Annotated in this window: 10 protein-coding genes; 4 read left to right on the top strand and 6 right to left on the bottom strand. The window is 66.9% G+C overall.

Annotation, left to right across the window (positions count from 1 at the left end):
- Positions 1 to 9: 9 nt before the first annotated feature.
- Positions 10 to 1236, top strand: coding sequence for a polyhydroxyalkanoate depolymerase (locus ACV4UZ_RS14250; protein ID WP_491601463.1), 1227 nt, complete (start codon positions 10 to 12; stop codon positions 1234 to 1236).
- On the top strand, positions 1199 to 1681 hold the full coding sequence (locus ACV4UZ_RS14245) for a YcgN family cysteine cluster protein (RefSeq protein WP_491601462.1): 483 nt from the start codon (positions 1199 to 1201) through the stop codon (positions 1679 to 1681). The genes ACV4UZ_RS14250 and ACV4UZ_RS14245 overlap by 38 nt, the downstream gene beginning before the upstream one ends.
- 475 nt (positions 1682 to 2156) lie before the next feature.
- Here the strand turns inward: ACV4UZ_RS14245 and ACV4UZ_RS14240 are convergent, their stop codons facing one another.
- Both ACV4UZ_RS14240 and ACV4UZ_RS14235 read right to left on the bottom strand, forming a co-directional pair.
- Positions 2157 to 3182 (bottom strand): IS110 family RNA-guided transposase, encoded by a 1026-nt coding sequence (locus tag ACV4UZ_RS14240; RefSeq protein ID WP_491601461.1) that lies wholly within the window; start codon positions 3180 to 3182, stop codon positions 2157 to 2159.
- Between the two features lie 490 nt (positions 3183 to 3672).
- Positions 3673 to 5793, bottom strand: a complete 2121-nt coding sequence (locus ACV4UZ_RS14235) for a transglycosylase domain-containing protein (RefSeq protein ID WP_491601460.1) — start codon at positions 5791 to 5793, stop codon at positions 3673 to 3675.
- A 215-nt stretch (positions 5794 to 6008) separates the two neighbouring features.
- Here ACV4UZ_RS14235 and ACV4UZ_RS14230 point away from each other — a divergent pair, with 215 nt between their 5' ends.
- The gene (locus ACV4UZ_RS14230; protein ID WP_068428219.1) at positions 6009 to 6212 is read left to right on the top strand and encodes a ribbon-helix-helix protein, CopG family; all 204 of its coding nucleotides are present in this window, start codon (positions 6009 to 6011) and stop codon (positions 6210 to 6212) included.
- A gap of 153 nt (positions 6213 to 6365) precedes the next feature.
- Here the strand turns inward: ACV4UZ_RS14230 and ACV4UZ_RS14225 are convergent, their stop codons facing one another.
- The 4 genes from ACV4UZ_RS14225 to ACV4UZ_RS14210 all read right to left on the bottom strand — a co-directional run bounded on the left by ACV4UZ_RS14225 (position 6366) and on the right by ACV4UZ_RS14210 (position 11281).
- Positions 6366 to 7763, bottom strand: coding sequence for an NAD(P)H-dependent flavin oxidoreductase (locus ACV4UZ_RS14225; protein ID WP_491601459.1), 1398 nt, complete (start codon positions 7761 to 7763; stop codon positions 6366 to 6368).
- 104 nt (positions 7764 to 7867) lie between these two features.
- The gene (ugpQ, locus tag ACV4UZ_RS14220) at positions 7868 to 8572 is read right to left on the bottom strand and encodes a glycerophosphodiester phosphodiesterase (protein ID WP_491601458.1); all 705 of its coding nucleotides are present in this window, start codon (positions 8570 to 8572) and stop codon (positions 7868 to 7870) included.
- Positions 8569 to 9783 (bottom strand): glycosyltransferase family 9 protein, encoded by a 1215-nt coding sequence (locus ACV4UZ_RS14215; RefSeq protein WP_491601457.1) that lies wholly within the window; start codon positions 9781 to 9783, stop codon positions 8569 to 8571. Before ACV4UZ_RS14215 ends, ugpQ begins: the two co-directional genes overlap by 4 nt.
- A 7-nt stretch (positions 9784 to 9790) precedes the next feature.
- The gene (locus tag ACV4UZ_RS14210; protein WP_491601456.1) at positions 9791 to 11281 is read right to left on the bottom strand and encodes an ArnT family glycosyltransferase; all 1491 of its coding nucleotides are present in this window, start codon (positions 11279 to 11281) and stop codon (positions 9791 to 9793) included.
- A 128-nt stretch (positions 11282 to 11409) separates the two neighbouring features.
- On the opposite strand from ACV4UZ_RS14210, the gene ACV4UZ_RS14205 reads away from it, so the two are divergent.
- Positions 11410 to 11754 (top strand): hypothetical protein, encoded by a 345-nt coding sequence (locus tag ACV4UZ_RS14205; protein WP_491601455.1) that lies wholly within the window; start codon positions 11410 to 11412, stop codon positions 11752 to 11754.
- The last annotated feature ends 33 nt before the right edge of the window (positions 11755 to 11787 follow it).

The following is an 11787-nucleotide window of genomic DNA, read 5'->3' as shown; positions in this document are numbered from 1 at the left end:
TCGACGGACATGCTCTATCATCTCCACGAAATGCAGCACCACGCTTTCGCGCCCATGCGCATGCTGGCCGAGGCCATGCAGTCGGTGTACAGCCACCCCTGGGTGCCCATGGCCTACACCAAGTTCGGGCGCACCGTGGCGGCGACGGCGGAACTGGTGGAGCGGACCACGCGGCGCTATCCCAAGCCGCCCTTCAACCTGCACACCACCACGGTGGACGGCGAGACGGTGAACGTGGTCGAGCAGGTGGTCCACCACACGCCTTTCTGCAATCTGCTGCATTTCAAGCGCGTCGTCGAAGGGCGCAACGACCCCAAGGTGCTGCTGCTGGCCCCCATGTCGGGCCACTTCGCCACCCTGCTGCGCGGCACGGTGGAGACCATGCTGCACGAGCACGACGTCTACATCACCGATTGGATCGACGCCCGCAACGTGCCGCTGGCCAAGGGCGACTTCACCCTGGACGACTATATCGACCTGCTGGTGGAGTTCATGGAATTCCTGGGGCCCGACACCCACGTCATGGCGGTGTGCCAGCCGTCGGTGCCCATGCTGTGCGCCGTGTCGCTGATGGCGGCCGAGGGCAACCCCAACCAGCCGCGCTCCATGCTGATGATGGGCGGTCCCATCGACACCCGGGTCAATCCCACCAAGGTCAACGAGGTCGCCACCCACAAGCCGCATTCGTGGTTCGAGCGCACGGTGATCCACTCGGTGCCCATGAACTACCCCGGCCACGGTCGCAAGGTCTATCCCGGTTTCCTGCAGCTGCACGGCTTCATGAGCATGAATCTCGAGCGCCACGTGGGCGAGCACGTCAAGCTGTTCCAGAACATGGTCAAGGGCGACGGCGATTCCGCCGCCCAGCACCGCGAGTTCTACGACGAATACCTGTCGGTGATGGACCTGCCGGCGGATTACTACCTGGAAACCATCCGCAAGGTGTTCCAGGAGCACCATCTGCCGCGCGGCGTGATGGTGTCCAGGGGCCGCAAGGTCGATCCCGGCGCCATCCGCCACACCGCCCTGATGACCATCGAGGGCGAGAAGGACGACATCACCGGAATCGGCCAGACCAAGGCGGCCCACGATCTGTGCGTCAATCTGGCGCCCGAGAAGCAGCGCTACCACCTGCAGCCCAAGGTGGGCCATTATGGCGTCTTCAACGGCCGCCGCTGGCGTGAAGAGGTCTATCCCAATGTCCGCGAGTTCATCCGCCAACACGACCGGGGCTAAGCCGGAGCAGGACGGTCCGCCGTTCTGGCGGACCACGCCCCTGTCGGCCATGACCCGGGCACAATGGGAATCCTTGTGCGACGGCTGCGGCCGCTGCTGCCTGCACAAGCTGGAGGACGCCGACACCGGCGAGGTCCACTACACCAACGTGGCCTGCCGGTTGCTCAACCTGCACACCTGCGGGTGCAAGAACTATAAGAACCGCTGGGATTCGGTGCCCGATTGCGTCGAGCTTTCCCCCGTGGTGCTGCCCACCCTCAAATGGCTGCCCTCCACCTGCGCCTACCGGGTGCTGTCCGAGGGCAAGGTGCTGCAATGGTGGCACCCGCTGGTCTCGGGCGATCCCGAGACGGTGCACCGGGCCGGCATCTCGGTGCGCGGCAAGGTCATCGCCGAATCGCGGGCCGACCTCCTGGACTATCACGTGGTGACCTGGCCGGAATAGGCGGGTGAATGCAGGGCTTTGCCCCGCACCAGCCAGGGACGACTTGTACCAGCCGGCCTTTGAAGTTGTCATCCTGACGCCCAAAGGGCGGAAGGATCTTTCAGCCACAGGCGGAGCCGTTTGCACCTGAAAGATGCTTCGGCTTCGCCTCAGCTGTCCGCTCCAATTACCTGGGTGCTGGCGGACGGTTTTTTTCACCACCAAGACACCAAGGACACCAAGAGGACATGTGTGGACGGCCCCTGCGTTGCAAGGAGATTTTTGCGAGATCACGCCCCGGTCGGGTGCAGTCATGTGTCCGGCCTGTTTTCGCGGCACTATGACCGCTGGCCATGATGTGATCCGCGGAACGGCTCCCAATCATTTCAGAGGCCTTGCCGGCCGTGACCTTTGCAGGGTTTTGCCGTTCCTTGGATTGACCGGTCGCCATCACGCTTTCATCGCCCTCGCAACTGGTTGTTTCTTGTGCCTGTGTCTATGCCGCCATCGCGGCCGATTCCCTGTAGACGCCGCCCTTGGCCAGGATGGCCCAGGCCATGCGGGCCATCTTGTTGGCCAGCGCGATGGAAACTTGACGCACCGTCTTGCGCGCCATCAAGGCGGCAAGCCATGTTCCCTCCTCCTTGCGGCGGCGCCACAATGCGCTGGTGGCGCCAACCACCAGCAGGGACCGCAGGTAGCGATCGCCTGCCTTGGTTATCGGCCCCAGTATCGTCTTGCCGCCGGTAGAATTTTGCGAAGGCACCAGTCCAAGCCAGGCGGCAAAGTCGCGCCCTGTCTTAAACCGCCTGGGATCGCCCATGGTGGCGACGATGGCGCTGGCGATCAGCGGGCCGATGCCGGGGATGGTGGCGATCCGCAGGCTGTCGGCGTTGCCGCGATGCCACCTCAGGATTTCGACGTCCAGAGCATCGATCTTGGCGTCGGTGTCGCGCCAGTGTGCCGCCACCATCGCCAGCGCCTCGCGGGCGGCCTCGGGCAAGGCTGCGTCGGGGGCATCCAGAGCGAGGATCACCAGCCGCGCCAATCCGGCCTGCCCTTCTGGTTCGACGATGCCGTATTCGGCAAAGTGCGACCGCAAGGCGTTGGCGAGCATGGTGCGTTGGGTCATCAGCAGACGGCGGGTCCGATGAAGCATCAGCGCCGCCTGCGCCTCTTCGGTCTTGATCGGGACGAATTGCATGTGCGGGCGCGTCACCGCTTCGGCGATCGCCGCCGCGTCGGCGGCATCATTCTTTCGTCCCCGTTTGACATAGGGTTTGACCTGCGAGGCGGCGATCAGACGCACCTCGTGACCCAACTTGACCAGCGCCCGCCCCCAATAGTGAGCGGAGGCGCACGCCTCCATCCCCACAACACACCGGGAAAGGCTGGAAAAAAACTTGATGACTTCCGACCGGCGCAACTGGCGCCGGAGCGTCACGGCTCCTGCACTATCCACCCCGTGAACCTGGAAAACCCGCTTCGCCAGATCCAAACCAACCGTGATACTCTCCGCCATGGACGGCCCCCTTCGAATGGTGTGTCTCGACAACCACCATCTTGGCGCATTGCGACGCCGGTGAGCAGGGGCCGTCCACCCCATCATTTCAGGTGCGTCGTGCCCGGACTTGTTCCGGGCATCCACGCCCATCCGCAGGGACTATTGCTTCATAAGGCATTCCAGCGGATCCGCGTGGATGGCCGGGACGATGCCCGGCCATGACGATGAGGTTGGGCGGGGCGATCCGCTCTGTCCTCTTGGTGTCTTGGTGTCTTGGTGGTTGTAGAGGCTTTTTCCGTATCCCCATTCCGGTGGAGCCATCTCAAACCAAGCCTGGGCAAGGCAAGAGACCAGTGCTGGCCGAAGTAAACCGGACGGCAGTGGGCTTCGCCTCAGCATGACAGGTCAATTCATTGACCGGCTGGTATTCGTCCCTGGCCCCCATTCCCTTTAACCCAGGGGGATCAAAGGGCCTCAGGCCCTTTGCGGGTGTGGGCGGAGCCCGCCGTCAGCGCCCGAAAATCCCCTTCAGCAGATCGTCGATGGCCCCGCCGATGCCCCTGGCCGCGTCGCCGGCCGCCTGGGCGGCGCCGGCCACGAAGTCGCCGACACTCTCGGCCGGGGCGGGCTCGGACGGAATTTCCGGGGTGCGCAGCGGCCGGGCGGGCAGGCCGCGATGGGCGGAGACCATCACCTGCTTCCACAACTGGGCGGGCAGGCCGCCGCCGGTGACCTTCTTCATCTCGATGCGGTAATCGTCGTTGCCCATCCACACGCCGGTGACGTAATCGGCGGTGAAGCCCATGAACCAGGCGTCGCGGTAATCCTGGGTGGTGCCGGTCTTGCCGGCCGCCGGGCGGTCCAGGCGCGCCGCCTTGCCCGACCCTTGGGTGATGACGGCGCTCATCATGTCGTGCATGCGGGCGAGCGCCGCCGGCGACACCACTTGGCCGAAGCCGCCGCCCTGGCGCTGGTAGAGCACGCGGCCCTGGGGGTCGGTGATGTGGGAGACGCCATAGGCGGCAACCCCGTATCCGCCGTTGGCCATGGCCGCGTAGGCGGTGGTCATCTCCAGCAGCGACACCTCGCTGGTGCCCAGCGCCAGGGTGGCGTCGCCCCGCAGATCGGCGGTGATGCCGAGGCGTCGCGCCGTGGCGATCACCCGGGCGGGCCCCACCTCCTCCACCAGCCGCACCGCGATGGTGTTGACGGATTCGGCCAGGGCCTGGCGCAGGGCGATGGGGCCGAGATACTTGCCGGTGTAGTTTCCGGGGCTCCAGTTGCCCAGCTTGATGGGGGCGTCCTCGTAGACGTCGTCGGGGGTGTGCCCCTTCTCCATGGCGGTGAGGTAGACGAAGGGCTTGAACGACGAGCCGGGCTGGCGCAGTCCCTGGGTGGCGCGGTTGAACTGGCTGTCGTCGTAATCCCGGCCGCCGGCCAGGGCGCGGACGGCGCCATCGGGGCTCATCACCACCACGGCGCCCTGGGAGGCGCGGGCCTTGGCCCCGGCTCCGGCCATCATGGCCCTGAGGTCGGCCTCCACCTTGCGCTGCAGGCTGATGTCCAGCGTGGTGTGGACCACGATGTCCTTGCCCGCCACCTCGCCGAACTGGTCCAGGTTGGCCATCACCCAGTCGGCGAAGTAGCGGCCGGCGGGAACGGGGCGCTTGACCAGCTGGGCGGCGCCGGTGATCTGGACGGTCTCGGCGGTCTTGGGATCGATATAGCCGGCCTTGACCATCAGGCCCAGCACGTCGCTGGTCCGCTTGCGCGACGCCTCGGGGTCGTTCAAGGGCGAATAGCGGGACGGCGCCTTCAGCAATCCGGCCAGCACGGCGGCCTGGTACACGTCGACCTTGCGGGCCGAGACGTCGAAATAGCGCTTGGCGGCGGCGTCCACCCCGAAGGTGCCCGAACCGAGATAGACCCGGTTGAGGTAGAGCCCCAGGATCTGCTCCTTGGAGAAGCGCTTTTCCAGCCAGAAGGCCATCAGCACTTCCTGCACCTTGCGCTTCAGGGTGCGGTCGGGGGTGAGGAACAGGTTCTTGGCCAGCTGCTGGGTGATGGTCGAGCCGCCCTGCACCGTGTGCCCGGCCCTCAAGTTCACGAACAGGGCGCGGGCCAGGCCGATGGGATCGACGCCCCAATGGCTGTAGAAGCGCCGGTCCTCGGTGGCCAGCACCGCCTGGGCGATGAAGGGCGACATCTCGGCAAGCTCCAGCGGCTCGCCGTAGAGATCGCCATAGGCGGCGAAGGTCTCGCCCTCCACCGAGTGGAACACCACGCTGGGCCGCCTTGTCTGGGCGGTCATGCGGTCGATGTCGGGCAGGTCGATGGCGTAATAGGCCACCACCCCGGCCACGCCGATACCGGCCCAGATGGCCAGGGTCAGGCCCCACATCAGCAGGCGGCGCAGCCAGATCCGCCGGCCGCCGCCATTGCCGCCGCTCTTTCCCGGCGCCTTGGGCTTCCTCGGCTCACGCGGCTCGCGCGCTCTTTTCGGCGGCTGCGGCGGCTCGCGCGGCGGCGGCTCGCCCCCGGAGCCGCTGGGCAACAGCCGGTCGGCGGGGTCGATGGAAAGCTTGAACGGATTGCCGGCGCCCTTGGGGCGCGAAGGAGGAACTGCCATGGCGCCTTCTACCACGGGGCGGGGGGCGCTCGGAACTGGCAACATCCGTTCATTGGATGTAGAGTCCGTTCATGTCGGCGAGGCGCTGACGCGACTCGCCTTTTGCCCCTCGCCGGGCGCTCGCCTCCGCTCGCTTGGCCGCCGCCGCAATGGCGGCTATATGTCGGCGAACGGAAGCGTTCGCCGACATCGAAATGTTCAACGAGGACCGAACCATGGAAACCCTGTCGCTTGCCATCTCGCCCGAACTGAAGCAGCGCCTGGAGGCGCTGGCCGCCGAGACCGGGCAGACGGTGGGGGAATGCCTGGCCGTCGCGGTCAAGGAATACGTCGAGAACTGGGAAACCCACCTCTCCGACGTCCACCAGATCGACGAACACGAAGCCCGCGCCGTGCTGAAGGCCGCGGTCAACGAATAGCGCCATCGGCATCGCCCCAACGTAAAACGCCGCCCGGCTTGGGCGGCGTTTTCGTTTGTGGGCCGGAAATGCGGCGGAAGTATGGGACAGCGGGCAAGATGCCCGCGCTCCGAGTGGATTTGGGAGCGCGGCCGTCCCGGCCGCTTGCCGGCCTCATTCCCCGCTGGCGATGCGCTCCACCAGTTGCTTCACCGTGGGGATGAAGCCGTTCTTGTAGAAGGGGTCCGAGCCGAAGCGGTAGGCGTTGTGGCCGGCGAACATCAGCTCGTTCTCCACGTCGCCGCCATGGCCGATGTTCTGGAGCGTCTTCTGAATGCAGAAGCTGCGCGGGTCGGCCTTCTTGCCGGTGGTGGCCGCCTCGTTCTGGGCCCAGTTGGAGAACATGCACTGGGACAGGCAGCCCATGCAGTTGACCTGATCGATGCGGATCTCCTCGGCCTTGTCGGGGGTGACGAAGACCAGGGTGGAATCGGGGGTGCGCAGCGCCTCGGTGAAGCCCTCGGCCATCCAGCCCAGCGCCCGGTCGCGGTCGTGGGGGGTGACCCAGACGATGCGCTTACGGGCGCCGATGGGCAGCTCGGCCTCGTGATCGCCGACGCATTCGCTGGAATAGGGGATCTGATGGTCCAGGCGCTGGCACAGCTCGTTGATGAAGCCGTTCTTCACCGCCGAGGAGTAGAAGCCGGTGGGGCTGAAATGGTGCAGCAGCACGTCGCCGGGCTTGAGCGTCAGCAGGCGCTGCTTCCAGGCGTCGGAGATGGGGCTCTCCTGGGTCAGCAGCGGACGGGTGCCGTACTGGAAGGCGATGGGGCCCAGTTCGGGATTGCCGATCCAGTCCTCCCACTCCTTCAGCCACCAGACGCCGCCGGCCATGAAGATCGGCGTGTTGGGAAGGCCGCATTCCACCATGGTCCTGCGCAACTCGGCGACGCGGCCATAGGGGGGCTCGGGCTTCCTGGGGTCCTCGGAATTGGACAGGCCGTTATGGCCGCCCGCCAGCCAGGGATCCTCGTAGACCACGCCGCCCAGCAGCTGGCCGTACTTGTGGTAGGCGCGCTTCCACAGGGCGCGGAAAGCGCGGGCCGACGAGACGATGGGGTAGTAGTAGACGTTGTAGCGCGCCGCGATCTCGGCCACGCGGTAGGGCATGCCGGCGCCGCAGGTGACGCCGTGGATCAGGCCCTTGGCCCCGTCCAGCACGCCTTCGAGAATGTGCTCGGCGCCGCCCATCTCCCACAGCACGTTCATGTGGATGCGGCCATTGCCGCCGGCCAGGTCGTGGGCGATGCGGGCCTGGGCGATGCCGCCCCGGATGCCGTAGGCGATCAGTTCGTGATGTTTCTCGGTCCTGGTCTTGCCGTGATAGACCATGTCGATGCGATTGCCGTTCTCGTCGTAGAGATCGGCGTTGACCCCGGAGAAGGTGGCGACGCCGCCGGCGGCCGCCCAGGCGCCCGAGCTTTCGCCGTTGGAGACGTTGATCCCCTTGCCGCCCTCGACCAGGGGCAGGACCTCGCGGCCGGAAATCAGGATAGGATCGAGCGCTTTCACGTCAGGGGTAACTCCTCGCATGGCGACGGCGGGCTCTCCCAGGCCTGCCGATGACGGCACATATATAACCCTTTGTCGTCATGCGCCACAGTGACGTTACGAACTCATGACGAATGAGGGATGTCGCTGAACACGGCGGTGACGCCCCATTGGCCCAGCTGCCGCGCCCGCGCCGGGTCATTGACGGTGTAGGCCCGCACCGCCACTCCCTCCGCCGCGACCTGGGCGACCTGCTCCGCCGTCAGGCCGTGGTGATCCAGATGCAGGGCGGCGGCGAGAGGCTGCGCCCGCTCGCGCCAGTCGGGGGGCAGGCTTTCCAGCAGAAGGGCGCGCGGCCAAGGGGGCGCGACCCGGCGCGAAGCTTCCAGGCAGGGGATTTCGAAGCTGGAGATCAGCGGTGGCGGGACATCACCGGGCCACAGGCGCAGCGCCAGGGCCAGGGCCGCTTCGGCGGTCTCCGTCTCGCGGCCCCGGTCGGGCTTGATCTCCAGGTTGACCAGCAGTCCCAGGTCCAGGCACAGGCGCAGCGCCTGTTCCAGGCTGGGAACCCGCTCCGCCGCGAAGGCGGGGGCGAACCACGATCCGGCGTCCAGCCGGGCGATCTCCGCCCAGTCGCGCCCGGCCACCGGGCCGGTTCCGTCGGTGGTGCGCTCCAGGGTGTCGTCGTGGAAGGCCAGCGGCACGCCGTCCCGGGACAGCCGCACGTCGAATTCGACCATGGGGAGACCATGGCGGGCGGCGGCGCGGAACGATGACAGGGTGTTCTCGGGGGCGAGGCCGGCCAGTCCGCGATGGCCGATCAGCATCATCCCAGCAGGCGCTTGACGGCGTCCAGCACCTGCTCCACCGGGATGGCGCGCATGCAGGCGGGATCGGTGCAGGCGGTGCTGCGGTGGTTCATGGCCGAGACGCAGGGCGAGCAGGCCAGCCGGGCGGTGATGAACTCGGCCCGGTCGTTGAGCGCGCCGTACAGGGCGGGCGTCTCGGGGCCGAACAGCACGATGGTGGGCAGACCGACGGGGGCGGCGAAGTGGGCCGGCCCGGAATCGTTGGTGACCATCACCGCCGACAGGGCGTAGAGGGGGATCAGGTCCTCCATGCGGGTGAAGCCGGCCAGATTGCAGATACGCTCCGAACCCGCCGCCGCCACCAGGGTCTCGGCCTCGGCCTTTTCCGAGGCCACGCCGGTGATGACGATGGCCAGGTCGTCATGCTCGGCCAGCAGCCGGCGGGCCACCTCCTTGTAGCGGTCGTAGGGCCAGCGCCTGAGCGGCATCAGCTCGCTGGCATTGGGGTTGAGGATCACCCAGCGCCGGGCGGTCCTCAGCACCGGATAGGCCTCGAACAGCCGGGCCTTGAAGGATTCCAGCGTTTCGGCGGATGGCGTCACCGGGGCGAGGCGGATGTCCTCGTCGGTGAAATGGGCCTTGCCGTGGGGGGTGGTGCCGTCCGGCTCGCTCAGGGCGTGGACCTGGGCCATGAAGCACTTGGCCACGTGCTGGTGGGGATTGTAGGGCACCCGGTGGGTCAGCAGCTCGCCGCGATACAGTCCCTCGGTGTGGAAGCGGTGGAAGCCCACCCGCTTGGGCGCGCCCGACAGGAAGGTCAGCAGCGCCGAGAAGCGCGAGAACATCTCCATGTCGATGGCCGCCATCAGGTCCAGCGAACGCATGGTGCGGATCATGGCCAGGGTGTCGGTGGCCAGCGTCCACAGGCTGTCGGCGCGGATGGTCAGCATGTTTTCCCGCGCGATGGTGCCCATGATGTCCAGGCTGGGGCGGTTCTTGGCGAAGATCAGGAAGTAGATCCGGGCGTCGGGAAACAGCGCCTGCGCCCGCTTCAGGGCCGCGTCGGCGATGACCGCGCTGCCCATCTCGGACAGTTCGATGAACAGGATGTTCTTGCCCGCTTTGGGGGTGGGCGGGGCGAAGAAGCAGCGGATCCGCCAGTAGAGCGTCATCAGGAAGGCGAGGGGGACCCCCGCCCAGAAATCGATCTGCCGCATCCTGTCGACGTTCACGCCCGCCTCACTTGCCCTCGAAGGTGCCCGAGGTATAGCCCTCGGCCAGCCAGATTTCATACCGATCGACCACCTTGCTCCCCCAGCGCCTCTCCACGGTGGTCAGCAAGGAGAGCGTCTTGAACGACGGGCCGATGTCCTGCAAGGCGTAGAACCCGTCCTTGACCACGAACAGCCCGTCCCGGCCGGGAAGGGTCGCCACGTCCCGCGCATCATACGAAGGAATTCGGGGAAAGCCAGCCGAACCGGTCAGGAAGACGATGGGATGGTCCCGCAGGTAATAGGTCATCAGCCCGGCCACTTCGTGCTTGGTGGCGAAGATGAAGGCGTCGGGGTGTCTGGCCCGCTCGGTCTCCACGGCGCGGGCCAGATCGTCCCAGCCGCCCAGGCGGCTCATGGGGTCGGACTTGATGGGGATGGGAAGGCGCGCCGTGGCCATCTGGAGGTAGGTTGCCGCGACCAGCAGGCCGCCCAGCCCCACCGCCGCCAACCAGGCCCAACGCAGGCTCTTGCGCCAGGACGGCCCCAGCGCCACCCAGGCGCCCGAGGTGGCGATGGTGGCGCCCAGATAGGCGGGGCCGGGCCAGTGGGGCTGCACCAGCCCGCCCAGGCTGTGGTTGACGAAGAAGGCCAGCAGCGGCGCCGAGGTGGCGCCCAGCAGGAACCAGCCGGGCCGACGCTGCCGCCAGCCGGCCCACAGCGCCCAGCCCATGCCCCACAGCATGAAGACGAAGATCAGCGGCGTCACCGTGCCCAACTGGGTGCCGAGGAAGGTGGTGAGGCTTTTCAGCGGATTGCTCACCGGCACGTCGAAGGAATGGGACAATTGCTTCCTGATGGACACCCAATCGTGTTGGGCGTTCCACACCAGCACCGGCAGGGTGCAGGCCAGGGCCAGGACGATGGCCGCCCAGAAATGCGGGCTCTTCCACCAGCGCCTGGCATCGGGGAACAGGGCGAAGACCGCCAGGATGCCCGGCGCGATCAGCACCATGGTGTACTTGGAGGTGAAGCCCAGGCCGAGCGAGAGGCCCAGGACGTAGAGCCACCGTGCCCCCCCTCCGTCCAGCAGGCGGAGCATGGCCCACAGCGCCAGCGACCAGAACACCAGCAGCGGCGAATCCGGGGTGACGATCACCCCGGCGGCGGCGAACAGGATGGTGGCATTCAGCAAGATCACCGCCCACCAGCCGGCGCGGATGTCCCGGAAGGCCAGGCGGGCGATGTCGAAGACCAGCAGGGTGACGGCCGCCACGGCGAGGGCGGCGGGCAGGCGGATGGCCGCTTCCGATTCGCCGAACAGGGCGGTGGTGGCGGCCATCCACCAGGCCATCATGGCCGGGTGGTCGTAATAGGACAGCTGCAGATCCCGCGACCACAGCCAGTAATAGGCCTCGTCCCCGGACAGCAGGGTGGTGCCGGCCAGCCACAGATGCAGCAGGGCGGCCAGGGTCACCAATCCGGCCAGCAACGCGGCGTCTTTCGCTCGAATGGTCATGGCTCCGGCTGCATGGATTATCGGGCGACGGGGCAATACCACGAAATACCCCTCCTCGACCAGCCGCCACCTTGCCGCCGGGGTCGGGCGCCGCTATACCCGATGGGAACATGGATGGAGGAGGTCACATGTCCCGTTTCACTCTCGCCCGGTCGCTGCTTGCCGTTTCCGCCGCCTGCGGCCTGCTGGCCGCCTGCAGCGGCGAGCCCTCCGAGGCCGACATGAAGGCCGCCGTCGAACAGACCTTCGGCGGCATGAACGAACAGCTGGGCGGTGTCGGCAAGCTGATCGGCAAGGACCTGTCCACCAAGGTCAAGGGCTTCAAGAAGCTGGCCTGCGCCGAGGCCAAGGGCAATCCAGGCTTCGCCTGCGACTTCGAGATGACCGTCAACGGCCCGCTGGGCGAGAAGACGGAAAAGGCCTCGGGCCGCTTCGTCAAGGGCGACAAGGGCTGGGCCGTCTTCGAGAAATAGCGTCCCCACGCTTTCCTTCGTCATGCCTGGACT

It is taken from the genome of Paramagnetospirillum sp., assembly GCF_058402745.1.
The sequence above is the reverse complement of the archived record's forward strand: the minus strand, read 5'-3'. Positions and strand labels throughout refer to the sequence as shown.